Source organism: Arthrobacter sp. C9C5 (assembly GCF_013359735.1).
Classification (GTDB): domain Bacteria; phylum Actinomycetota; class Actinomycetes; order Actinomycetales; family Micrococcaceae; genus Arthrobacter.
In genome coordinates this window covers 11,976-34,706 of the sequence record NZ_JABFMX010000020.1, presented here as the reverse complement: position 1 = coordinate 34,706, position 22,731 = coordinate 11,976, and the positions used below count along the sequence as shown (strand labels likewise).

The window sequence follows — 22,731 nt, the reverse complement described above, 5'->3', positions numbered from 1 at the left end:
CTAACTGCCGACTATCCCGGCCCTCCGACCGCTCCCTCCAAGGAAAGGCCTCGCTGTGCGTGTCCTCACGATCATCCCGACCTACAACGAGCTGGAATCGTTGCCCAAGACCCTCGGGCGTCTCCGCACCGCCGTGCCGGCCTCCGACGTCCTGGTCGTTGACGACAACAGCCCTGACGGCACGGGCCAGCTGGCGGATCGCATCGCGGCTGAGGATGGCCAAGTCCACGTCCTGCACCGTGAGGGCAAGGCCGGGCTCGGCGCGGCGTACATCGCCGGCTTCAAGTGGGGCCTCGACGCCGGCTACGACATCCTTGTCGAGATGGACGCCGACGGCTCGCACAAACCGGAGCAACTGCCCCAGCTGATCGACGCAGTGGAGCAGGGTGCAGACCTGGCCATGGGTTCCCGCTGGGTCCCGGGCGGCAGCGTAGTGAACTGGCCGCTGTACCGGCAGGCCATCTCCCGCGTAGGTAGCACCTACGCCCGCATCATGCTGGGCGTCAAGATCAAGGACGTCACCGGCGGCTTCCGCGCCTTCCGCCGGAGCACGCTGGAGAAGCTCAACCTCGACTCGGTCGACTCGGTGGGCTACGGCTTCCAGGTGGACCTCGCCTGGCGCGTGGCCAAGCTGGGCCTGAACATCGTGGAGCGTCCCATCACCTTCGTCGAGCGCGAGCTGGGCGCGTCGAAGATGAGCGGCAACATCGTGGTTGAAGCCATGATCAACGTCACCAAGTGGGGCCTCACCGCCCGCTGGAACACCCTCAGCCGCAAGCTCGCCCGCAAATAGCATCAGACGCACAAAGGCCGGACCGGCACCTCGTTGAGGTGCCGGTCCGGCCTTTGTGCGTGGGCGCGGCTGCTAGGCCGAGCGGCGTTCGCCGCGGCGTTCGCGCAGAATGGTGAGCCGGTCTTCCAGGATCTGCTCCAGTTCGGGCAGGGAGCGGCGTTCCAGCAGCATGTCCCAGTGCGTGCGGACGGCCTTCTCGTTGCTGTTCACGGGGCGTTCGCCGTCGACCAGCAGGGCCTCCTTGCCGGTCTTCGAAACCCAAACCGGGGGGATCTCCGCTTCGGAGGAGAAGGTCACGAACACCTGCTCGCCGTCCTCGCAGCGGTACTCGACCCGCTGGCGCGGAGCCGGTTCGACGCCGGATTCGGTCTCCATGCTTTGTGCGCCAAGGCGCATACCCCGCAGGCTGCGATCGCTCATCTTTTCTCCCTTATGATCGGTTCGCAGGGCCGGGCCCTGCGCTAGCCGGGGGCCACCAGGACCTCGCCGGACTACTTGTTGCGTGGCGTTCCCTACTGCAGAAATCGTCAGTAGTTATAACGCCGCGCGAAGCGTAATTGTTCCGGCAGGCTGAACCGTCCGGACAAATACTCAAGTATACGCGGGAGCGGCGCCGCAGGTAAAGCCGTTACGCGCGTCGGGGAGAAGCGACCGGGAGAAGCGACAGCGAAAATGCGGCAGGAAAAAGGGGAGACACCCGCCGGAGCGGGTGCCTCCCCTGTACCTACGGTTGCAGCGTCCCGATCAGGCCTCCGGCGCGGAACCCGCGGCCGTCGTCGGCTCCGTCGACGTTGCGGCAGAGGCAGCCGAGGTCCCGAACGGCCCGTCCGAGCGCGGGTCGGGGTTGGTGCCGCCAAGGGCGCTGCCGATCCCCTTGAGCGCCTCGCCTACCTCGCTGGGGATGATCCACAGCTTGTTGGAACTTCCCTCGGCGAGCTTCGGCAGCGTCTGCAGGTACTGGTAGGCCAGGAGCTTCTGGTCCGGGTTGCCCTTGTGGATGGCGTCGAAGACCTTCTGGATGGCCTGAGCCTCACCGTCGGCCCGCAGAATGGCTGCCTGGGCATCGCCTTCGGCCTTCAGGATCGAGGACTGACGCTGGCCCTCGGCTGTAAGAATGGCGGACTGCTTGGTGCCTTCGGCGGTGAGGATGGCGGCACGACGGTCCCGCTCCGCGCGCATCTGCTTCTCCATCGAGTCCTGGATGGAGTGGGGCGGATCAATCGCCTTGAGCTCCACCCGGGAGACCCGGATGCCCCAGCGTCCGGTCGCTTCGTCCAAGACGCCGCGCAACTGGCCGTTGATCTGGTCGCGCGAGGTCAGCGCCTCTTCGAGGTTCAGCCCGCCGACCACGTTACGCAATGTGGTGGTGGTGAGCTGCTCGACGGCTTGAATGTAGTTGGCAATCTCGTAGGTGGCGGCCCGCGCGTCGGTCACCTGGAAGTAGACGACGGTATCGATGGACACCACGAGGTTGTCCTCGGTGATCACCGGCTGCGGCGGGAAGGACACCACCTGTTCGCGCAGGTCGAGGAGGGGCAGGAGCCGGTCAACGAAGGGAATCAGGATGGTAAGGCCCGGGTTCAACGTCCGCTGGTACTTGCCCAGGCGCTCCACGACGCCGGCGCGCGCTTGCGGGACAATCCGCACCGAGCGCACCAGCACGATTATTACGAACGCAACGAGTACCAGCAGCACTATTGCGACTGCGATATCCATACATCACCTTTTCCCCAGTTATGTGGTTTTGCTGATCGCGGCAGTCCGGCTGCCGCTGATCCTGCGGCCGGTGGCGGCAACAGGAAGACTGTGCCCCGAGGGGCGGCCGGAACTGGCGCGGCCCTACTGCGTCCCCGGCTCCGGCAGCGGGTTCGTTTGCGGGTTCGGCTGCGGGTCGACGACGGCGGTGGCGCCGTCGATGGCCCTGACGACGGCGTGCTGCCCGGGAGCCAGCACGCCGGACTCCGAGCGGGCGCTCCAGATGTCGCCGCCGATCTTGACCAGGCCGCCGTTGGCGCTCACGGGTTCCATGACGAGCGCGGATTCGCCGATCAGGCGTTCGACGTTGCTCCGCTGGTCGGCCGGGCTGCTGCGCAGGTGCTTGAGCGCCACCGGCCTCACGAAGCCGATCATGAGCAGCGAGACGACGCTGAAGACTACGATCTGGAGCCAGAAGTCTGCGCCGGCGAAGGCGGCGACCAGCCCGGCCAGGGCACCGCCGCCGAGCATGATGAAGAACAGGTCGAGGGTGAGCATCTCCACCACGGCAAACACCAGGAAGACCGTGAGCCACAACGCCCACCAGTTTTCGGCCAGCCAGTCGAACATCATTCCCCCTTAGCCACGCAGCCGGGCCTGCAGGCGCAGACCCTCCGTAACGTGGTTCCATCCTAAGCCGGACGGCAAGGACGGGGGCAGAGTGCCAGGATCAGCCCGGGAACGTGGCCAAGTCGTTATCGTTTACCGGCCTGTTGCGGAGACCCCAGCGGTTCGAAGACGCTGATCCGGAAACGGGCGGAGACCGCGGTCCGGGGCGGCAGTCCTGCCACCCTGGCGGCCAGGGCGGCAGGGTCCAGGTGGTGCCCGCCGGGTCCCATCAGGGCCAGGTTGGCGACGTCGGCGGGCGCCAGGCGCAGGTCGAGGTCCAGGTCCCGCCCCTCGTGCGCGCGGAAATGCCCGGCGAGTGTCGCCGCGAGGCGCTCCTCCTTGGCCGGCTCGATTCCTAGCATGCCGGTCTGTCCGGCGATCTCGGCCAGGTGCCCGGGCCGGGGTGTCACCACGATCAGCCGGCCGCCGGGCCGGAGCACCCGGGCAAACTCAGCCGCGTTGCGCGGCGCGAAGACCACGGTGACGACGTCGACGGCGTCGTCACCTACAGGGAGCGGCTGCCACACGTCGCCGACGAGATTGACCGCCTCCGGGTTCAGCCGCGCCGCCCGGCGAAGCGCGAATTTTGAGATGTCGATGCCGACGGCCGCAGCCGGGACGCGGTCCAGCAGGGCGCGAAGGTAGTGCCCGGTGCCGGTGCCGGAGTCCAGCACCGTGGACCCAGCTTCGGCGAGGAAAGGGGCGGCAAGTTCGGCGACGGCCCCGGCCAGGGGGCGGTAGTGGCCGGCGGACAGAAAGTCGAAGCGGGCCGCGACCATCGCCGCGGAGTCCGCTTCGAAGACGGTGCCCTTGCCGGTCAGGAAGTTGAAGTATCCCTGCTTGGCGGCGTCGAAACTGTGCCCGGCGGGGCAGATCAGGGAGCGTCCGCCACTGCCTGCCGTGAACGGGCTCCGGCACACGGGACACACGAGGGCGGCGAGGGAAGCGGCGGGCATAGAGTCAATCGTAGGGCCGGCGCGCTCCGGCACCCGCCGCGGACTCCGGGCAGCGCCGTTCCGATGTGAGGTATTTCACCTCACGGGCGCCAGCGGTTAGGCTCGCACTCGTGAAATCCGAACATCTTCCCCTGCTCAAGTCCGTTTCGGCTCCCGCCGTGCACCCTGACGGCTCCCGTGCCGTCGTGGCCGTGGTCCGCCCCGATTTCGACGCCGACGCCTACGTGGGCCAGTTGTGGAACGTGCCGGTGGATCCGGCACTGCGACCGCGCCGGCTGACCCGCGGCTTCCGTGACACCGCACCGGATTTTTCCCCGGACGGCCAGGTGCTGGGGTTCCTCCGCGCCGAGGCCGGCGGCAAACCGCAGCTGCACGTGGTCGAGGCCTCGGGCGGCGAGCCCGTGGTGCTGACGGATGCGCCGCTGGGCGTCAGCGCCTTCACCTGGTCCCCGGATTCGCGCAGCATCGTCTTCAGCGCCAGGACACCCGAGGACGGCCGCTACGGCACGGTCGACGGTGTCTCCGCTGGCGGCGAGGATGCCCGGCTGATCACGGATTACCAGTACCGGATGAATGGCGTCGGCTACACGGCGGATAAACCCCTGCAGCTCTTCGTGATCGCGGTCCCGGACCTGGAGGAGGAACCGAGGGTGGCTCCGGCCGGCCGGGCACTCAAGGCCGCCAAGGCCGCAGAAGGTGGCACGGCTGCCGCAGGTCTGCCGGAGGCGCGTCAGCTCACCACAGCCGCGACGGACCACAACGGTGCCAGCTACAGCGCCGACGGCGAAGCCGTGTACTTCACCGCCGCCCTGCACGAGGGCAGCGACGAGGACCTGGTGAGCGGCATTTACCGGATTCCGGTTGATCCCGAAGCCGGGGGAGAGGGCCCCGAGTCCGTGCCACTCGGCAACACCGGGCGGCTCTCCGTCACCGCCGTCCGGCAGAGCCGGGACGGCCTATGGCTGTACTTCTCGGCGCAGGACCTCGGCGTCGAGGGTAGGGACTTCGTGGCCCGCAACACGGCGCTTTACGTCCTGCCGGCCGGCGGCGGGGACGCTGTCCTGCTCAGCGATCCGGAGACCACGGATCTGAGCGGCGGCGGGATTGAGCCGCGCGGCGCAGACGGCGCCCTGGTCCTGAATAACGCACGCGGCACCGTACAACTATTGGAGTTCGGCCCCACCGGGCAACGCGGCGTGCTGCTCGATGGCGACCGCGTGGTTAGCGGCGCGGCCGACGGCGGGGGAACGCTGGTCCTGAGCTTCGCCGATGCGGAAACCGCCGGTGACGTGGCAGTCCTCGAGGGCGGCCGGCTCCGGGTCCTGAGCAACTTCTCGGCGCCGCTGCGTGATGCAGCCGGAATAATCGCCCCGCAGGAGCTCACCTTCGCGTCCGGGGACGGCTACCCGGTGCACGGCTGGCTGGTCCGGCCAGCGGGCGACGGACCGCACCCGGTGCTGCTCAACATCCACGGCGGCCCGTTCGCCCAGTTCACCGGGGCGCTCTTCGATGAGGCCCAGGTCTACGCGGCGGCCGGGTACGCCGTCCTGATGTGCAATCCGCGCGGCTCGGCCGGCTACGGCCAAGCCCACGGCCGCTCCATCAAGGAGCGGATGGGCACCGTCGACATGCAGGACGTCCTGGCCTTCCTGGACGGGGCGCTGCAGAAGTTCGAGGAACTCGACGCCGCGGCCCTCGGCATCATGGGCGGATCCTACGGCGGCTACCTGACGGCCTGGACCATCAGCCACGACCACCGCTTCAAAGCCTCCATCGTGGAGCGCGGCTTCCTCGATCCGGTGAGCTTCACGGGATCCTCGGACATCGGCTGGTTCTTCGGCGGCGAGTACACCGGCCGCACGGCGGAACAAATGGCGGCGCAAAGCCCGATGGCCCGAGTGGAGCAGGTGCGCACTCCCACCCTGGTCATCCACAGCGAGGATGACCTTCGCTGCCCGGTGGAGCAGGGCCAGCGCTACTTCACGGCCCTCAAGCAGCGGGGCGTGGAGGCTGCCTTCCTGGTCTTCCCGGGCGAGAACCACGAACTGTCCCGGTCCGGAACACCGCATCACCGCCGGCAGCGATTCGAGCAGATCCTGCAGTGGTGGTCACGGCATCTTCCGACGGCCGCCAATCCCGCCCCGGCGGGCGGCACGGCGAACAACGCAGCCGACAGCTCGGCGGGATAGCTCCGCGGCCTAACCGGCAGGCTCGTCCGGCAGGAACCCCAGTTCCTGCCGGGCGTGTTCGATGTCCGGCTGTGCCCAGCGGGCGGCGTATTCGGCGTTGCTGCTCAGGGAGCGCAGCTCGGCCCGGTCCAGATAGATGATCCCGTGCAGATGGTCAGTCTCGTGCTGGACAATGCGGGCCTGCCAGCCGGTGAAGTCCCGCTGTTGCGCTGTGCCGTCCACCGCAGTGAAGTCCAACCGCACCGATTCAGGCCGCAGCACTGCCGCCTGCAATCCGTTCAGTGACAGACAGCCCTCGTAGAAGGCCTTCTTGGCCGAGCCCAGCGGCACGTAGCTCGGGTTGAGCATGGCGAAGAACGGCAGGGGCTCCCGGCCCCGGGCCGCCGCTACCTCCGGGTCGACGTCGAACCGGTCCTCCAGGACGGCAATCTGCAGGGGGATTCCCAGCTGCGGCGCGGCGAGCCCCACACCCGGTGCCTTGTGCATGACCCTGCGCATCAGGTCGATCAGCCGGCTGAGTTCGGCGTCGTCCAGCTGGCCGGTGAAGGGCACCGCCTGCTGCCGGAGGACCGGGTGGCCCACCTGGACGATCGGCGGAAGCACGCCCGCGTTCAGGATCTCCTCGACAGTCTCCCGGATCCTCTCGGTGCTGATCTCGGCGGTGGGGGCGTTCGTGTTTGCGTCGTTCGTCGTGTCTGAAGACATGGGAACAGACTACTGGCGACCGCACGCTGACGTGACGAAATCGTAAATGCGTCCCCGCAGTTGTGCCCCGGCGTCGATCTTCAGGGTCCCCTCCCGGCCGCCGACGGTGACCTGCAGCGGGATCAGCGTCCCCACCTTGTCCTCCGCCACGGCGTGCGGGTCGCACCGGGCCGGGCGGATGCCGAGCCGCACTTCGTGCACCGGCCCGGCCGCGTCCACCCGGAGGCCGCTGGGCCAGGGCGCACTCGTGTCTTCTTCCAGCAAGGTGGTCCCGCCGATGCTGTCGATCGTCAGGGTCCCGCTGCTGCCACCACCAGCTCCGGCCGGGTTTCGCGGCGTGATGACCAGGCGCAGGACGGCAGATCGGGCGTCTGCGGAGACCTCGAGGCGGGGGCTGAGCCGGAAGCCGGCCACCGCGACGGCGGCCTGGGCAACGCACATTTCGGCGTTGTTCCGAGGCAGGACTCCGAAGGGATCGGCCGCTGTTGCGGTGAGCGTCCTTTCCGGCGTTCCGGCGGCGGGCGTCACCCGGACCTCGACGACGGCGCCCGGCTCTGCAGGTTCTGAACCGTACGGCGCGGGCTGGCCGGGTTGCGAAGCTTCGCCGGGTTGCGGCGCCGGATTTGGGCAGACGGCGCCCGGCAACCGGGTCGGCAGGCTCTTTGTCTGGCCGGGCGGCAGCTCCGTCCCTGCTGGCGCCGATGTCCAGTTGATTTCGTTAGCAAAAAGCGGACTCCGCAGCCCGGCTGCGAGCACGGTGACCGCCTCGCCGGTGGTGTTGGTCAGCTGGATCTCAATGATCTGCTTGCTGTAGTTGTCGCGGAACTGGCTGATCTCCGCGGTCAGCGGTCCGCTTCCGGAAGCGGCCGGCGTCGCTCCGCTGCCGGTTACTGCCGGGCCTGTGCCCGCGCTGCACGCTGCCGCCGCCAGCAGGACCAGCACTGCGGCGGACCGCCTGAGCGTCGAGGGAAGGCTGCCCATGCGGTCAGTCTAGGCCGCGGCACCGCGGCGGGCACGCCCGAGGCGCAGTTCGGCTAGTCTCGGTCCATGACTTCACCGACACCCCTGGACTGCGTGCTCGGCCTGCTCCGGGCCATTGAAGCCGGAGGCGGCGCGGCGGCGCTCGGGCCCTTCCTGGCCGAAGACTACGTCCTGACCGAGGCACCGCACCTGCTCGCTCCCGGGGGATCCACCCGCAACCGGGACCAGGTCCTCGACGGTGCCGAGCACAGCGGCGAAATCGTTTCCGGGCAGCGCTTCGAAGTCCGGCGCAGCACCTGCGAGGGCGGCCGGGTGGTCCTCGAGGCCGAGTGGTCCGCGACGGTGCTGATGAATCTGCCCCATTGGGACAAGGGCGACGAAATCCGGGCCCGGACCGCCTCGGTGTTCGAGGTGCGCGACGGCCGGATCATCAGCCAGCACAGCTACGACTGCTACTACACGCCGCGCTGAGGGCTCCCGCCCCGGCTACTGCATGGTGAACCGGCGGGCCACGAAGCTGTTGACGGCCGGGACGGCCGCCGCGGCGGCTAAGACACTGTTGCGTGCGGCCAGCGGTCCTTCGCGGAGCGGCCGGCCCAGCGCCATGTTGATCTCCGACTGCCGCGCCGCCCTCGCGGCCTGGCGCATCCGGTGCCGTTCGAACGCCGGCAGGCCGGTGCGGGTGCCGGCCACGAGCGCCGGCACGAGGGGCGCCAGCGCCAGCGCGTCGAGCCAGCCCAGGCTCATGCCCTGACCTCCGATCGGGCTGATCTCGTGTGCCGCGTCCCCGATCAGAATGCAGCGGCCCGCCACCATCCGGCGGGCCAGCCGGGAACGCACGCCGAAGCCGCTGAGCATGCTGTTGCTGCCGGGGTCGACGTCGACGCCCGTCCGTCGCCGGACCTCCCGTGCCAGCCACGCGGCGTCGGCCGCGCTCCCGGCCGCGGCCGGACCCAGGCGAACCACCCAGCGGCGGAGCTTCCCCGGCAGCGGGAACGACTCGACGATCCCGCCGCTGGCCAGGAACAGTGCCGCATCGGGACCAAGTCCGGTGCCGTCGACGAAGTCGCCCATGAGGTAGCGGTCCGGGTAGTCCCTGCGCCGCAGGGGCACGCCGAGCGCGGCCCGGGCCGCGGAGCGGACCCCATCCGCGGCGATCACAAGGGGAGCCGCGAAGCTGACCGCCCGTCCGCCCCGGCAGGCCTGCACCGTGACCTGCCGGCCGTCGTCGTGCAGCCCGTCCACCCGCACGCCGCGGCGCAGCGCGTCCGGGTCGAGCTCCTGCAGCCGCTTCTCCAGCACAGCCTCAGTGCGGCCCTGCGGCAGGGAGAGCACGAATGGGAACCGCTCGGACACCCGGGCGAAGGACATCTCGGCCAGCCTGGTGCCGCAGTTGAGGGCAATGCCGCGCCGGATCGGGACGCCCCGGCGGACGAGCTCCTGATCCACGCCGACTTGCCGCAGGGCCTCCAGGGCCGGCGGATGGATACCAATGGCCCGCGAGTGCGGTTCCGGCCCGGTCCGCTGTTCGAGCACCGTGACCTGCAGCCCCCGCTGCAGCAGCAGGCTAGCCATGAACAGCCCCACCGGGCCGCCGCCGATGATCACGGCATCGGTCACGGCGTCGGTCATGGTCCGGCCCCGGCAGGCCGCTGCTGTGTCCTGTCCAGGACCAGCAAGTTGCGGAACGGGGCGCGGGCCAGCACGGTCCAGCCCGGGGGAGCCGCCGCGCGCAGTTCCGCCGCGGTATAGCTGCGCCGGATCGACGTCAGGCCGTCCTGCCGGATGTAGGAGCCCAGGAACGGCGTGGCGCCCGCATAGAACAGCCCATACGCGGCCGGGCTGCGGCGGAGGTCGTTGTGGATCACGGTGCCGGCGCTCAACGCGGCCGATTCGGCCAGGAAACCGGCAAGTTCGCCGGCGTCCAGATGGTGCAGCACATGGTTGGAGACAACGACGTCGTAGCGCGCGCCTTCGCCGAGCAGCTCCGCCGCCGTCTGCCGCCGGAACCGCACGCCGCCACGGGTGCGCCGGCTGGCGGCAAATGCGGCGGCCCGTGGGTCCGGGTCGATCGCCGTGATCTCCAGTCGCAGTCCGTCCCGGGCCGCCCAGCGGGACAACAGCACCGGGACGTCGCCTCCGCCGCAACCGATGTCCAACAACGTGGTGGCCGACCCCGCGGAGAGCAGCGGCTTGAGCTGCTGCCGGTAGATGCCCCTCCAGCCGGACACGGCGCGGTTCACCAGGGCGAACTGGGCGTAGGTTCGTTCCAGCCTGGCCGGATCGCAGTCGGGCCGGTCCATCTCCTCAACGGCGTCCAGGGCACGCGTGCGCAGCAGCACCATGGCGCCCGTGCTCAGGCCAGGGCCGATGCCGGCCAGGGCACGCCGGGGCGCTCGGGATCGGCCTCGCCCCTGGCTCCCCGTGGTGCGGTGATCTTGGTGAAGAGGGCGGTCTCCACGGTGAGGCCCGGGCCGAATGCCATCGAGCAGATGCGTTCCCCGCCGTCGCCGTCGGCCTCCAGCACATCGCCGGTGTCGCCCTCGGTGCCGGCGCCGGCCGCGGGGAGGTCGAGGATGTGCCGGATCACGAAGAGCACGGTGGCGCTGCTCATGTTGCCGTAGTTCCGCAGCGTTTCGCGCGCCGGGACCAGCTGTTCGTCGCTGAGCTCCAGCCTGGACTGCACCTTGTCCAGGATGCTGCGGCCGCCGGGATGGATGGCCCAGTGCCGGATGTCCCGGTAGGAGAGCCCGAGCAGCGAGGCATCCCGGGACAAGAGCGGTTCGAGGGCGCCGATGATGTGGTCGTCGATGATGTGCGGGACGTAGGTGCCGAGGACCATTTCGAAGCCTTCATCGCCGATGTTCCACGCCATCGCTTCCTCGCCAACCGGGGTCAAAACCGTTTCAAAGTGGTCCAGGGTCAGCAGGGCCGGCTGGTCCGCGATGTCGCGGGCGCTGATGATGGCGGCCGCCGCGCCGTCGGCGAACAACGCCGATCCCATGATCGTGTCCGGGTCGTTGGAGGTCCGGACGTGGAGGGAACAAAGTTCGGCGCAGACCACCAGCACCACGGCCTCCGGATCCGCGTCGCAAAACGACTTGGCCGCGCGCAGCGCCGGGAAGGCGGCGTAACACCCCATGAAGCCGAGGTGGTAGCGCTGGACCGCGGGGTTCAGCCCGAGCGCACGGACAATCTTGTAGTCGGGGCCGGGGTTGAAGAAGCCGGTGCAGGAGACTGTGACGAGGTGGGTGATGTCGCGGGCGTCGATGCCCGGGCAAGCCGCCAGCGCCTTGTCCGCCGCCTCAATGAAGAGCTTGCTGGCTTCGGCGGCGAAGATGTCGTTCCTGACTTTCGTGCTGGGGCTCAGCAGCAGGCCGGTGGCGGGGTCGAAGAACTGCGGATTCTCCGCCCGGCTGCCGGTGGTGAGCTCCCCGACGGCGGTGTAGCGGGTGTCGATGGCGGCGGAGTCGAAGCAGGTGCTCACCAGCCGGGAGCCGAGCCGGCTGAGCCCCGGCTGGGCGGCAAACACGTCGCGGGCCTCGGACTGAATCAATACGGTGGGCGGGACAGCAGTTTCCAGGGACCTCAGGTAGACCGTCATGGTTCATTCTCAGTGAGGGCGGCGGATAAGACAATGCATGCCGACGGCGTACGGCTGACCCGGCGGAAGATAACCCCATCGTCTGTTCTAAGCTGATCACATCGAGCGAGGCGACGCCGTCGGACACCGCGGGGGCGGCAAGGCCGAACAGAGGGAGACACAATGAGCATGGCGACGAACACGGACACGCCGACCGACCCGCGGCTGCCGGCGCCGCACGTCGCCGACACCCACGACCTGATCCGTGTCCAGGGCGCCCGGGAGAACAACCTCAAGAACATCAGCGTTGAGATCCCGAAGCGCCGGTTGACCGTGTTCACCGGCGTCTCCGGCTCGGGTAAGAGCTCGCTGGTGTTCGCCACGATCGCCGCCGAGTCGCAGCGGATGATCAACGAAACCTACAGCGCCTTTGTGCAGGGCTTCATGCCCAACCTGGCGCGGCCCGACGTCGACCTCCTGGAGGGGCTCACGACGGCGATCATCGTCGACCAGGAACGGATGGGGGCGAACCCGCGGTCCACCGTCGGCACCGCCACCGACGCCAACGCCATGCTCCGCATCCTCTTCAGCCGGCTTGGGACACCGCACGTGGGGCCGCCCACGGCGTTCTCCTTCAACGTCCCCACAAGGAAGGCCAGCGGGGTGATGAGCACCGAAAAAGCCGGGGGCCGGGTCGAGAAGAGTGTGGTGCACGGCGCCGTCTACCTGGGCGGCATGTGCCCGCGGTGCGAGGGGATGGGCTCGGTCTCCGACTTTGACCTCACGGCGCTCTATGACGAGAGCAAGTCGCTGGCCGAGGGCGCGCTGACGATCCCCGGGTACAGCATGGACGGCTGGTACGGCCGCATCTTCAGCGGTGCCGGTTTCGACATGGACAAGCCGATCGCGAAGTACACCAAGAAGGAAATGAACGATCTCCTCTACAAGGAGCCGACGAAGATCAAGGTCGAGGGCATCAACCTCACCTACGAGGGCCTGATCCCGAAGATCCAGAAATCGATGCTTTCCAAGGATGTCGAGGCGATGCAGCCGCACATCCGGGCCTTCGTAGACCGGGCCATTACCTTCCAGGCCTGCCCCGAGTGCAACGGCACCCGGCTCAGCAAGGAGGCGCGGTCCTCGAAGATCCTGGGGAAGAACATCGCCGAATTGTGCGAGATGCAGATCAGTGACCTGGCCCTTTGGGTCCGTGAGCTCGACGAGCCCTCGGTCGCGCCGCTCCTTAAAGGCCTGCGGCACCTGCTCGATTCGTTTGCCGAAATCGGGCTGGGCTACCTCTCGCTGGACCGGCCGGCGGGGACTTTGTCCGGGGGAGAGGCGCAGCGGACCAAGATGATCCGCCACCTGGGATCATCGCTGACCGACATCACATACGTCTTCGACGAGCCGACGATCGGCCTGCACCCCCATGACATCGAGCGGATGAACCAGCTGTTGCTGCAGCTCCGGGATAAAGGCAACACGGTGCTCGTCGTCGAGCACAAGCCGGAGACCATCGCGATCGCCGACCACGTCATTGATCTTGGTCCCGGCGCGGGCACCGGGGGCGGCAGTGTCTGCTTCGAAGGAAGTGTGGAGGGACTGCGGGGCAGTGACACCATCACCGGCCACCACCTGGACGACCGGGCGATGGTTAAGGAAACGGCGCGTACGCCGTCGGGCTCGCTTGAGGTGCGCGGCGCGTCGACCAACAACCTCCGGGACGTCGACGTCGACCTCCCGCTCGGCGTGCTGTGTGTGCTCACGGGCGTGGCCGGATCCGGCAAGAGCTCGCTGATCCAGGGCTCGGTGGCCGGCCGGGACGGTGTGGTGTTGATCGACCAGGGCGCCATCAAGGGTTCACGGCGCAGCAACCCTGCGACGTACACGGGCCTGCTTGAGCCGATCCGCAAGGCGTTCGCGAAGGCCAACGGCGTCAAGCCGGCGCTGTTCAGCTCCAACTCCGAAGGCGCCTGCCCCACCTGCAACGGCGCGGGCGTCATCTTCACGGAGCTTGGCGTGATGGCCACAGTCGAGTCCACTTGCGAGGACTGCGAGGGCCGCAGGTTCCTGGCGTCGGTGCTGGAATACAAGCTGGCCGGCCGCAACATCGCTGAAGTCCTGGCGATGTCGATGACCGAGGCCGAGCTGTTCTTTGGCGCCGGGGAGGCCCGCACGCCGGCGGCGCACAAGATTCTCGACCGGCTCGTGGACGTCGGACTCGGCTACCTCAGCCTGGGGCAGCCGCTCACCACGCTCTCCGGCGGCGAACGGCAGCGGCTCAAGATGGCCACCCAGATGGCGGAGAAGGGGGACGTCTACGTCCTTGACGAACCGACCACGGGCCTGCATCTGGCCGACGTCGCGAACCTCCTCGGCCTGCTGGACCGGCTGGTCGATTCCGGCAAGTCCGTGATCGTCATCGAGCACCACCAGGCGGTCATGGCGCACGCGGACTGGATCATCGACCTGGGCCCTGGCGCCGGACACGACGGCGGACGGATCGTCTTCGAGGGCACGCCCGCCGAGCTGGTTGCGGCGAAGTCCACGCTGACGGGGGAGCATCTGGCGGCTTACGTCGGGAAGTGAGCGCGGGCTGTGCCTGGGTCAGTTAGTTGCGGCATGAATACTGGATAAGTTCTCTACCTATATTGCACATCATAAACTGCACAGCGGACGTCGATTTAGTAACATATAGTTTATGCTAATGAAATATAAATGATAATTTAAGAAATGGCCGGGGGAGTAGCCTCTGAAGTGGCGCCGGACTTTCTCCCGATACATTGTTTGCATATGCATGCCTCCCCAGCAGGCGCCCTGCCTACACGCAGCTTCCCTACTGTCCCGGGCTCCCAGCCAGTCCGATTTTCGGCTGAGGGCTGTGGCGGGGTGGCATCCAGCCTGCATGGTGGGACGACGCAGCAGCATTATGGAGCAAATTGCGGTTCAGATAGCCGCTAATGGCCAGGAATCTGTCTGGCGGGTCAGAAACGACGCTTGCCGGTGAACTGAGACTAGTTTGGCTAATAACAGAGCGACCATGCGTGAGAAATATGGATTTGCAGCCAATCCATCACATCGTCAGCAAATCCGCGGGCTTAGGCACCGTCCTGGCGCATCCAGAGTTGGAATGCCTTCGGCAACCCAAGGCCAATCGCTGTGGCAGCTTCATCCCAGCATCAACGTCGCGGCGCAGAGGATGGCGCAGACGACGGACAGCAGCCGCGGCCCGTCCGGCGGAAGCCTTCTTCCGACCGCTCACCGTAACGCCGATAATCAACATTATGTAAAGTAACGCGAAAAGCCCTACAGGAGCGGCTCCTGGTAATCCCTCCCCGGGTGTACGACCGGCAGTCCGACAATCAACCCCGTAATTGCCGCAGGAACCGCAATGAGACCGCCAAGGTGCGGCAGCAGGCTGTCCGGCGCGGCAAGATCGCCCCGGCCCACAGGCCAGCCGCCAGGCGGCGCCGGAGCAAAGGATTCGTGGGCTCAGCCTACGCCGGGCGTTCCCGGAGCCCTCTCTCCCGGGCTCGGACCCACAGAGCGCCGCCGCCTCGGTGGTGGTCAGGCTCACCGGCGGCTACGGTGAACTCGTCTGACGGCGCTGTGCTCTCGGTAGCCGAGGGAGCCAGCAGCGCACCGTGTCGCGGTATTGCTGATATTCGTCCCCGAACCGTTCCCTGAGGTCGGATTCCTCCAGCGGCCTGACGGCATAGTTCCACACCAGCGAGCCGGCGATCGCGTAGGCGATGACGAGCCACGACTGCATGATCAGGCCGACCGCGGCGCCTTGGACAATGCCGGCGACGGCCATCGGATTGCGAATCCAGCGGTACGGACCCGCGATGACCAGGCGGTTGGGCATCGCTGACGGCAACGGCGTGCCGTGCCCCCGCGTTGACATGACTACTGCCGACCAGAGGCCGAGGGCGCTGGCCAGCACGAGAACCACAGCACCGGCTGGAGCGGTAAACGGCGGAAACGGGAGCGCCAGCGCCAAGCGTCGTTCGAGGAACAAGATGGCAAGAGGAATCACCGCCAGGAAGAAGCTCCAAAAGACGACGATCTGCCCGAATGTTGTGGCCAGATGGCCGGCCGCGGTCCGGCGCCTGGTGGCGGGACGGAACGCGAACGGGCCGCGGATGATCCACGCTGTCGGTATGCGGCCTAGCAAGACCGCGCAAAGCGCGATCAGTGAACCAGCGGTGGCAGCACCCATGCTCAGTACGCCCCAGCCCGCTTCGGCTGTAATCGAGGCATATGCCGCCAGCACGACGGCGACAACGCCGGTCCAGCCGGCACTCACGACTGCTGCGGCCCGAACCCCGAAAGCCGCCATGGCCGAGGCCACGACGAACAGTGGAATGTCGAAGACTGCGACGGCAACAGAGTCGAGATTGCCGAGGGTCGCCTCACGCACCATCGGCGATGCGAAAACCGCGGCCCACCAGGACGCACCGGCAAGAGCCTGGAAGGCGAAATATGCCCGTCCCCACCGAACTAAGCGCGTCACCGACCCACCCCAGGCAATAGTCGTCCTTATCCTCACCTGCATAGCATTCTTTGAGCGTCATCGGCCGGCCGCACGGACGTGCCCTGGTCGTGTGGACGACGAAGTTGGCATCAGCCTACCTATCGATTGCCACTGACGGAGACTACGACAAGGCCCTGCTGCAGGAAAGCACGCCGGTACCCCACCCGGCGGGCTTGCCTGCGCAGTTCTCCGCGTCCAACTCAAACCGCTGTCGACGTCGTCGTCCTGCGAACTACATGTCAACCCAGCACGGGTATCAGCTGTAGTCCAGGCTTACCAGTAGCGCTTTGAGCTGGGCGTATTGGTCGGTTGCCATCCAGGCTCTGGCTGCTCCCCTGTTCGGGAACGCGGGGTCGTCGAAAATGACACGGGTGAACAGCCCGCCGTTGGCGGTCGACACGAGGTTGCACCATGACGGGACGCCGTCGCCCGGCTTCAGGGACCGGGGATCGACCAGGCCCATGTTGTAGGCATCGCCCGCTCCGTAGGATTCCACCGCGAACCCGAAGACGGGCTCCGTGCCGTCCGGGGCGGTCATTCCCGGGACCGCCGCCTGATCGAACACTCGGCGCGATACGGGACCGCCGGCACAGCCCGCGGTGACTCCATTGGCCAGAGAGAGCAGGTCATGGCCCGCAGCGTCCGCGACGATCGCTTCGATTCCGGGTAGTCCGGCGGGTGGGGCCACGGTTCGCACGGTCCACGTCGCCGGGTAGGCGAAGGAGATATGCCCGTCCGGGAACGTGAAGGTTTTCAGCTCGCTGGGTGCGTGCTTTGCCGCCGTCGGGCCGGCAGAGGTTCCCGACGCACTGGACGCCGGCGCGACGGCCAGCACCGACGAGGTATTGGTTGTGTCTGTCACTGCCATCTGTGGCGCGGCGCCAGGAGCAGCCCCCGGCTGTGATCCGCAGCCGGCAAGTAACAGGCTGACGGCAAGACTTGTCACGGTGGCGGCCGTGAAGACTGTGGCGCGATTGGATTTCATTTTCAGTACCCCCCCCAATATCTGTGAAGGCGGGCTCAACATCCCGCTAGATATAAGGTTTCCCGGGCATGGCCAGGAGTTACAGACGCAGCGGAAAAACTTCAGGCGACGCCCTGCTCGGCGGTGTCCACCCAGTAGCGCCGCTTGCCGTTGCGGGTGTCCTCGTAGCGGCCGCCGTTCCTTTCGATGGTCGCCCTGGAGCCGGCGTTGTCCTCGTCGCAGGTGATCAGGACCCGGGAGATTCCAAGTTCCTTCGCCACCGGCAGGGCATCGGCCAGTGCCTTCGCGGCGTGCCCGCGGCGCCTGCCGGATGGCCTCACGCTGTAGCCGATGTGGCCGCCCTCGTTGAGGAGCCAATCGTTGAGCTCGTGCCTGATCGCCAGTGAGCCCAGGAATGTTTCACCGTCCACGATCCACAAGTAGGTGCACGGCACGTACCCCGGTTTCCGGGGGCTCTCCGGCAACGCGTCGTCGACGAGCGCGTCGACAAAGCGGCGGAATGACCGAGGATCCCTGAGTTCTTCCAGGCTCCAGTCCTCACCGCCGGCGCCGTCCCTGTGGGCGCCGTCGAATTCTGCTGATCCCTCCAGCCAGGTGGAGTGGTAACTTACGTCCGGAACGATGAGGCTAGCCATCCCACGATCGTAGGCCAGCGGCCGGCGTCAGAGCCCGTCATTGCAACCCGGGGTGTCATCCGTCGGCGGTCGTGGCGCCGGCGGCGTCGAAGGTCACCTCTTTGGTCGGCACTACCGCCGCAGTACGCCCGGGAGCCGTTTGGTTCTGCCAGTAGAGGTTCGTGTGCGCAATAACCAGCTCCGGCGGCGGGGCGCCCCAGGCCGTTAGGTCCTCGGTACTGTGGGCGTCGGCCACGAGGGTGACGTCGTAACCGCGCACAAACGCTCCATGGATCGTGGACCTGATGCATTCGTCCGTCTGAGCCCCCGCTACCAGCAGGCGCCCCACGCCGGCGGCGGCGAGGACCTCTTCAAGATCGGTTCCCTCGAAGGAATCGCCGTAGGACTTATGCACCAGCGGTTCAGCATCCCGCCGGAACAACTCCGGGACGTACTTCCAGGCCTCACTCCCCCGTTCCAACTGGGCGTCGGAATGCTGAACCCAGACAATCGGGACCTCCGCGGCCCGGGCCATGTCCACGAGCTCAGCGATGTTTGCGATCACGCTGTCGCGCCGGTGAACACCCTCAACCACGCCGTTCTGCACATCGATCACCATCAAGGCCGTGTTGGCTCTGCCGGGCAGCGTGGTCATGGTCGCTTCCTGGATCCACTAGCGAATGACAAGGTCGTCGAAGCTGTACCGGATGCTTGTTGGCCCGTTCTTGGAAGACAGCCCAGCAGTCACCCCAGGCACACCGGCAGTCTGCAGGGCTGCGGTACTGTCGTTCGCCGTCACCTGCGGCGAGGGTTCATTCGAACCCGCCTGCCACACGGTGAGGCTGAGCGTTGTGGGACCGGTACCCACCGCTTTCAACCGAAGTGAGAGCGTAGACCCCGGCGCGGCGGACAACCCGGGGATTTGGATTTCCCGTCCTATGACGGTCTCGGGTTCGGTGCCGTTCATCCTGTAGATGAGGGCGCTAACCGTGCCATTCCCCTGCACCCTGGCCGTCCCGCGGTATTCGACCGTGGGGGCAACGTGGCGCGCCACCAGGCTGGCGTACGCTCCGCTTCCCCCCGGCACCGCATCCAGTCGGAGCGTGGCCGTCGCGTCGGTGTCCCTTACGCTGACACCGTTCAGGAACACTTGGCGGGTCTGCCCGGCGGCAAGCCTTACCACCCCCCGCTGACCGTCCAGGCTGAGCGCCGAGTTGTTCGGTGACCAGGCGCCGCCGAGATCCGCGCTGCCCCAGCCGCCGGTGCCAACGCGTGTGAAACTGTCACGGGCGATGACGTTCACCGGTGCGGACACGGTGATCCGCACGGTGGCGGACGCCGTCCTTCCTGCCGTGTCGGTGACGGTATAAGTGAAAGCGTCTGCTCCGGAGAAGCCCGCTGCCGGCGTGTAACTGTAACCACCCGTGGACGTCATGTTCACCGAACCGTGTGAGGGCTGGGTCCAAGCCGAGACGGCCAATCCGCTCCCGGTGTCGTTGGAGAGCACACCGGGTGCCGGCACCGAGAGCACCGTCTGGAAAGCCGTGGCCCCCGTGTCATCTGCCGCGGCGACTGTCGGTGCGGAGCCGTCCGGGACGAAAACCACATCCACCCAGTAGTTGCTGGCCGCATAGGTGTGGGCGGGGAAGGTTCCTGTCGCAGTGGCGTAGACGCCGTTGCCCGCCCCGGCGACGCTGGCCAGTCCCCGGACGGGCGGGGAGCCCGCGTCGGAGGCGAAGAAGTTGACGTCTTGAGCGAAGCGGCCGGCCGGCGCCGAGTAGGAGGCAATGTATTGCGTCGCCGCCTCGACGTGGACGCCGCCGGGGATGTCGACCTGTTGCCAGCCGGAGCTGGTCTCGCTTTGTGCGACTGCGGACCCGAGCAACTGCCCGCTGCTGGACCACAGGCGAACAGGGTGTGGCCCGGTGTTCACCGCGGCCTTGTAGAACCGGATAGCGGTGATGACCCCGGGGACATCAGCAGCAAACCGCACGCCCAGCTCGTGCGGGCCGGTGGCAGAACTTGCTGCGAGACTCGGGACTTGAAGGGACTTGAAAATACTGCAGGGACATTGCCGGGGGCTCGAACTGTTAGGCCCGTTCGGATCGGCCACGACAGACACATAGCTGCGCAGTTGTGCGTTGTAGGCAGTGGTGCGGTTCAGCAGCCCCGGGCAAAGCTGCCGGGACTTCAGACCGTCGAGGATTGCCGGCAGCGCCTCGGCCGTGTGCGGAGCCCAGTCGTGAAGGACGACCACACTCCCGGAACGAACGGCCGCCAGGACCGGATCGGAAACCGCGGACGTGCTGGTCGCCGCTGTGTCACCCTTGTTAACGTCCCAGATCACTTGCCGAAGGCCCAAGGACTCGCCCACCGCGGCAACGTTGTCATTGGTGTAGCCGTAAGGTGGCCTGAAGAACGTGGGCCGGGGTGCGCCTGCCGCGGTGATCGCGTCGTTGTCGCGAGACAGCTGCGACTGCACGTCGCCGGTGCTCAACTTGGTCAGATCCGGGTGGTCCCACGTGTGATTGGCAACCGTGTGGCCTTCAGCAGCTTCCCGGCGCACGAGATCAGGTCGGGTGGGCTGGTTAGGATCGGCGACCCGTTCTCCTAGGATGAAGAACGTGGCGTGGACGCCATAATCGCGCAGGGTGTCCAAGATCCAACTGGTGCGGTCCTCGTTGAAGACGTTGGGTCCGTCATCGAAGGTCAGTGCCACGAAGCCCGACGAGCAGTCCCAGGCCGAAGCACTGGTTCCATCCTCAGCTGCCAGCGCAGCGGAGCCAACGGGCAACAGGGCGCCGCTGACCAGTGCAGCCGCCGCAACGGCAGCCCCCCAGCGCCATGGATTGCGCATGTCAAGTGCATACTTCCGATCGGTCATCTCAGCCTTCCCCTGCCGTCAGAAGTCACACCCCAATGCGACTTATGTACGGGAGAGTAACATGCTGCTTCACAATAGAGGGAGGTGGCAGGCAAAGATTTTTTGGACCCCTCGCGAAGAGGCCACGCAGGAACCTCATGCCAGCATCGGGGCGCGGCTAGGCTAAAAGCATGCCAGCCAACACTGCCCCAGTCCCCCACCCGCCGTCGACCGCACGAACCGCCCTGCTGGCCGCCGCCGCCGACGCGGTCCTGATCCTGCTCTTCGCCGCGATCGGACGCGACGCCCATCAGCGAGGCGAGATCATCACCGGGGTCCTGGCGACGGCCTGGCCGTTTCTCGCCGGTGCCGCCGTGGCATGGCTCGCCCTGCGCCTTTGGCGGGCACCCCTGGCGCTGTGGCCGGCCGGCGTCGCGGTCTGGCTCGGCACGGTGGCGGTAGGCATGCTGCTCAGGGCCCTCACCGGACAAGTTGTGGTGCTGCCGTTCGTGATCGTGGCGCTGCTCAGCCTGGCCGTTTTCCTGCTCGGCTACCGTCTGCTCTTCGCGGCCACACGGCGTTTCCGGGCACGGCGCCGGCTGGGCTGATGCACTAGGCTTGCAAGCAGATGGCACGGCCTCAATGGGGCCAATCAACAAGCCAGCAACGGCGCAACAGATCCGAAAGGCCCCCACGTGATCACCGCTTTCGTCCTGATCAAGACAGACGCTTCCGCCATCCCGGAGACGGCTGAAAAAATCTCCGCGATTCCCGGCATCAGCGAGGTCTATTCCGTGACCGGCGAATGGGACCTGATCGCGATCGCACGCGTCGCCAAGCACGAGGAACTCGCCGACGTCATCGCGGACAAGCTCTCCAAGGTCCCGGCCGTGGTGCACACCACCACGCACATCGCCTTCCGGGCCTACTCGCAGCACGACCTCGACGCGGCGTTCGCCCTGGGCTTCGAACAGTAGCCAGTCCAGCGGGCGGGGAGCGCAGCCAGCCGGAAGGAAGTTAGTCGCGGGACAGTGCGACCCAGCGGTCCAGCACCGCAGCTGCCGCGCCCGACTCGACGGACTCCTCGGCCCGCTTCATCGCCGCGGCCATCCGGTCGGTCAGCGGGCCCGAGGCGTCCAGGTCAAAGGAAACGAGGCCGGCCGCGGCGTTGAGCAGCACGGCATCCCGCGCAGGCCCGGGTTCGCCGGCCAGCACCGCACGGACGACGGCGGCATTGGCCGCAGCGTCGCCGCCGCGCAGTTCCTCCACGGTCGCCTGCCGGATTCCCAGTTCGCGCGGGTCAAAAACTTGCTCAGCCACTTCGCCGTGACGGATCTCCCAGATCCTGGACGGGCCGGTGGTGGTCAACTCGTCCAGCCCGTCGTTGCCCCGGAAAACCAGGCCGCGGCTGCCGCGCTTGGCGAGCACGCCGGCCACCAGCGGCGCCATCCGTTCATTCGCGACGCCGACGGCGGACGCCTGGACGTGCGCGGGGTTGGTCATCGGCCCCAGGAAGTTGAACGCCGTGGGCACACCCAGCTCGCGGCGCGCGACGGCGGCATACCGCATTGAAGGGTGGAAGACCTGGGCGAAGCAGAACGTGATGCCGGCCTCCTCGGCGTTTCTGGCGACGCGTTCAATGGGCAAGTCCAGCCGGACGCCCAGCGCTTCCAGCACGTCGGCGGAGCCCGAGGTCGACGAGGACGCCCTGCCGCCGTGCTTGACCACCTTCGCGCCGGCGCCTGCCGAGACCAAGGCCGCCATCGTGGAGATGTTGATCGTGTTGAGCTGATCGCCGCCGGTTCCGACAATGTCCAGCTTCTCACCGGCGATCTCGATCGGGTTGGCCGAGTTGATCATCGCCTCGACGAGGCCCGTGAGTTCTTCCACCGTTTCGCCCTTGGCGCGCAGCGCCACCAGGAAGCCGGCCACCTGGGCGGGGGTCGCCTCGCCGGACATGATGGAGTTCATCGCCCACTCAGTATCGCCGGCGGTGAGGTCCGTGCCGTGGATGAGGGCGCCAATGAGGCGCGGCCAAGTCTTGCCTACAGCCTGTGCAGATGCCTGAGAAGTCACGTTCCGATGCTATCGAGCCGGGGGCTGCAATGCCCAATGCGAAGGGGCCCGGGAACTTTTCCGCGCGATTTCGCGTCTTTGTAGA

21 protein-coding genes are annotated in these 22,731 nt (G+C 67.4%); 6 read left to right on the top strand and 15 right to left on the bottom strand.

The genetic code is table 11. The annotated features are described in order from the left end of the window. The first annotated feature begins 55 nt into the window (after positions 1-55). Positions 56-793 carry a polyprenol monophosphomannose synthase gene (locus HNO80_RS14970; protein WP_175323646.1) on the top strand — a complete coding sequence of 246 codons (738 nt, stop codon included), beginning with the start codon at positions 56-58 and terminating at the stop codon, positions 791-793. 72 nt (positions 794-865) lie between these two features. On the opposite strand, the gene HNO80_RS14965 is transcribed toward HNO80_RS14970, so the two are convergent. The 4 genes from HNO80_RS14965 to HNO80_RS14950 form a co-directional block, all read right to left on the bottom strand. Then, a complete protein-coding gene (locus HNO80_RS14965) occupies positions 866-1,213 on the bottom strand; it encodes an RNA polymerase-binding protein RbpA (protein ID WP_026266329.1) in 348 nt (115 codons plus the stop codon). A gap of 324 nt (positions 1,214-1,537) precedes the next feature. Next, positions 1,538-2,509 carry an SPFH domain-containing protein gene (locus HNO80_RS14960; protein ID WP_249777380.1) on the bottom strand — a complete coding sequence of 324 codons (972 nt, stop codon included), beginning with the start codon at positions 2,507-2,509 and terminating at the stop codon, positions 1,538-1,540. A 123-nt stretch (positions 2,510-2,632) separates the two neighbouring features. Further along, positions 2,633-3,118: an NfeD family protein gene (locus HNO80_RS14955; RefSeq protein ID WP_175323682.1), complete on the bottom strand. Its 486-nt coding sequence runs from the start codon at positions 3,116-3,118 to the stop codon at positions 2,633-2,635. 125 nt (positions 3,119-3,243) lie between these two features. Then, entirely contained in the window at positions 3,244-4,113 is an 870-nt protein-coding gene (locus HNO80_RS14950) for a methyltransferase domain-containing protein (protein ID WP_175323645.1), read from the bottom strand. A 110-nt stretch (positions 4,114-4,223) separates the two neighbouring features. Between HNO80_RS14950 and HNO80_RS14945 the strand changes: the two genes are divergently transcribed. Continuing rightward, positions 4,224-6,302, top strand: coding sequence for a S9 family peptidase (locus tag HNO80_RS14945; RefSeq protein WP_175323644.1), 2,079 nt, complete (start codon positions 4,224-4,226; stop codon positions 6,300-6,302). Positions 6,303-6,311: 9 nt separating this feature from the next. Here the strand turns inward: HNO80_RS14945 and HNO80_RS14940 are convergent, their stop codons facing one another. Together HNO80_RS14940 and HNO80_RS14935 are read right to left on the bottom strand one after the other, a co-directional pair. Next, positions 6,312-7,007, bottom strand: a complete 696-nt coding sequence (locus HNO80_RS14940; RefSeq protein ID WP_175323643.1) for a peptide deformylase — start codon at positions 7,005-7,007, stop codon at positions 6,312-6,314. A gap of 9 nt (positions 7,008-7,016) precedes the next feature. Then, positions 7,017-7,988, bottom strand: coding sequence for a hypothetical protein (locus HNO80_RS14935; RefSeq protein WP_249777379.1), 972 nt, complete (start codon positions 7,986-7,988; stop codon positions 7,017-7,019). Between the two features lie 66 nt (positions 7,989-8,054). Between HNO80_RS14935 and HNO80_RS14930 the strand changes: the two genes are divergently transcribed. Next, complete coding sequence (locus HNO80_RS14930; RefSeq protein WP_175323642.1) at positions 8,055-8,459, top strand: nuclear transport factor 2 family protein; 405 nt, start codon at positions 8,055-8,057, stop codon at positions 8,457-8,459. A 15-nt stretch (positions 8,460-8,474) separates the two neighbouring features. Here the strand turns inward: HNO80_RS14930 and HNO80_RS14925 are convergent, their stop codons facing one another. Genes HNO80_RS14925 through HNO80_RS14915 form a run of 3 tightly spaced genes read right to left on the bottom strand, consistent with a single transcriptional unit; the run spans position 8,475 to position 11,592 of the window. Then, positions 8,475-9,620 carry an FAD-dependent oxidoreductase gene (locus HNO80_RS14925; RefSeq protein ID WP_217500974.1) on the bottom strand — a complete coding sequence of 382 codons (1,146 nt, stop codon included), beginning with the start codon at positions 9,618-9,620 and terminating at the stop codon, positions 8,475-8,477. Continuing rightward, positions 9,617-10,333, bottom strand: coding sequence for a class I SAM-dependent methyltransferase (locus HNO80_RS14920; RefSeq protein WP_175323641.1), 717 nt, complete (start codon positions 10,331-10,333; stop codon positions 9,617-9,619). The genes HNO80_RS14925 and HNO80_RS14920 overlap by 4 nt, the downstream gene beginning before the upstream one ends. An 11-nt stretch (positions 10,334-10,344) precedes the next feature. Then, positions 10,345-11,592, bottom strand: coding sequence for a type III polyketide synthase (locus HNO80_RS14915; protein ID WP_175323640.1), 1,248 nt, complete (start codon positions 11,590-11,592; stop codon positions 10,345-10,347). A 162-nt stretch (positions 11,593-11,754) separates the two neighbouring features. Between HNO80_RS14915 and HNO80_RS14910 the strand changes: the two genes are divergently transcribed. Beyond that, a complete protein-coding gene (locus tag HNO80_RS14910; protein WP_175323639.1) occupies positions 11,755-14,160 on the top strand; it encodes an ATP-binding cassette domain-containing protein in 2,406 nt (801 codons plus the stop codon). A 994-nt stretch (positions 14,161-15,154) separates the two neighbouring features. On the opposite strand, the gene HNO80_RS14905 is transcribed toward HNO80_RS14910, so the two are convergent. The 5 genes from HNO80_RS14905 to HNO80_RS14885 form a co-directional block, all read right to left on the bottom strand. Beyond that, positions 15,155-15,994 (bottom strand): methyltransferase family protein, encoded by an 840-nt coding sequence (locus tag HNO80_RS14905; protein ID WP_349627367.1) that lies wholly within the window; start codon positions 15,992-15,994, stop codon positions 15,155-15,157. A gap of 370 nt (positions 15,995-16,364) precedes the next feature. Then, entirely contained in the window at positions 16,365-16,970 is a 606-nt protein-coding gene (locus tag HNO80_RS14900; protein ID WP_175323637.1) for a hypothetical protein, read from the bottom strand. A 224-nt stretch (positions 16,971-17,194) separates the two neighbouring features. Continuing rightward, complete coding sequence (locus tag HNO80_RS14895) at positions 17,195-17,728, bottom strand: GNAT family N-acetyltransferase (RefSeq protein ID WP_175323636.1); 534 nt, start codon at positions 17,726-17,728, stop codon at positions 17,195-17,197. Between the two features lie 55 nt (positions 17,729-17,783). Then, the gene (locus HNO80_RS14890) at positions 17,784-18,362 is read right to left on the bottom strand and encodes a cysteine hydrolase family protein (RefSeq protein ID WP_175323635.1); all 579 of its coding nucleotides are present in this window, start codon (positions 18,360-18,362) and stop codon (positions 17,784-17,786) included. Between the two features lie 18 nt (positions 18,363-18,380). Next, the gene (locus HNO80_RS14885) at positions 18,381-20,564 is read right to left on the bottom strand and encodes a DUF4082 domain-containing protein (protein ID WP_175323634.1); all 2,184 of its coding nucleotides are present in this window, start codon (positions 20,562-20,564) and stop codon (positions 18,381-18,383) included. Positions 20,565-20,761: 197 nt separating this feature from the next. On the opposite strand from HNO80_RS14885, the gene HNO80_RS14880 reads away from it, so the two are divergent. Both HNO80_RS14880 and HNO80_RS14875 read left to right on the top strand, forming a co-directional pair. Then, entirely contained in the window at positions 20,762-21,178 is a 417-nt protein-coding gene (locus HNO80_RS14880; protein WP_175323633.1) for a DUF3054 domain-containing protein, read from the top strand. 87 nt (positions 21,179-21,265) lie between these two features. Then, on the top strand, positions 21,266-21,547 hold the full coding sequence (locus HNO80_RS14875; RefSeq protein ID WP_146337532.1) for an Lrp/AsnC family transcriptional regulator: 282 nt from the start codon (positions 21,266-21,268) through the stop codon (positions 21,545-21,547). Positions 21,548-21,587: 40 nt separating this feature from the next. Here HNO80_RS14875 and trpD read toward each other — a convergent pair whose 3' ends face one another. Continuing rightward, positions 21,588-22,646: an anthranilate phosphoribosyltransferase gene (gene trpD, locus HNO80_RS14870; protein ID WP_175323632.1), complete on the bottom strand. Its 1,059-nt coding sequence runs from the start codon at positions 22,644-22,646 to the stop codon at positions 21,588-21,590. Positions 22,647-22,731: the final 85 nt, after the last annotated feature.

What these genes read in the sequence shown, in the direction of transcription:
- HNO80_RS14885 (WP_175323634.1), bottom strand. Translation starts at nt 20,564, where the DNA reads ATGCGCAATCCATGGCGCTGGGGGGCTGCCGTTGCGGCGGCTGCACTG.
- HNO80_RS14925 (WP_217500974.1), bottom strand. Translation starts at nt 9,620, where the DNA reads ATGACCGACGCCGTGACCGATGCCGTGATCATCGGCGGCGGCCCGGTG.
- HNO80_RS14960 (WP_249777380.1), bottom strand. Translation starts at nt 2,509, where the DNA reads ATGGATATCGCAGTCGCAATAGTGCTGCTGGTACTCGTTGCGTTCGTA.
- HNO80_RS14950 (WP_175323645.1), bottom strand. Translation starts at nt 4,113, where the DNA reads ATGCCCGCCGCTTCCCTCGCCGCCCTCGTGTGTCCCGTGTGCCGGAGC.
- HNO80_RS14920 (WP_175323641.1), bottom strand. Translation starts at nt 10,333, where the DNA reads ATGGTGCTGCTGCGCACGCGTGCCCTGGACGCCGTTGAGGAGATGGAC.
- HNO80_RS14935 (WP_249777379.1), bottom strand. Translation starts at nt 7,988, where the DNA reads ATGGGCAGCCTTCCCTCGACGCTCAGGCGGTCCGCCGCAGTGCTGGTC.
- HNO80_RS14910 (WP_175323639.1), top strand. Translation starts at nt 11,755, where the DNA reads ATGAGCATGGCGACGAACACGGACACGCCGACCGACCCGCGGCTGCCG.
- HNO80_RS14890 (WP_175323635.1), bottom strand. Translation starts at nt 18,362, where the DNA reads ATGACCACGCTGCCCGGCAGAGCCAACACGGCCTTGATGGTGATCGAT.
- HNO80_RS14895 (WP_175323636.1), bottom strand. Translation starts at nt 17,728, where the DNA reads ATGGCTAGCCTCATCGTTCCGGACGTAAGTTACCACTCCACCTGGCTG.
- HNO80_RS14940 (WP_175323643.1), bottom strand. Translation starts at nt 7,007, where the DNA reads ATGTCTTCAGACACGACGAACGACGCAAACACGAACGCCCCCACCGCC.
- HNO80_RS14930 (WP_175323642.1), top strand. Translation starts at nt 8,055, where the DNA reads ATGACTTCACCGACACCCCTGGACTGCGTGCTCGGCCTGCTCCGGGCC.
- HNO80_RS14915 (WP_175323640.1), bottom strand. Translation starts at nt 11,592, where the DNA reads ATGACGGTCTACCTGAGGTCCCTGGAAACTGCTGTCCCGCCCACCGTA.
- HNO80_RS14965 (WP_026266329.1), bottom strand. Translation starts at nt 1,213, where the DNA reads ATGAGCGATCGCAGCCTGCGGGGTATGCGCCTTGGCGCACAAAGCATG.
- HNO80_RS14880 (WP_175323633.1), top strand. Translation starts at nt 20,762, where the DNA reads ATGCCAGCCAACACTGCCCCAGTCCCCCACCCGCCGTCGACCGCACGA.
- HNO80_RS14955 (WP_175323682.1), bottom strand. Translation starts at nt 3,118, where the DNA reads ATGTTCGACTGGCTGGCCGAAAACTGGTGGGCGTTGTGGCTCACGGTC.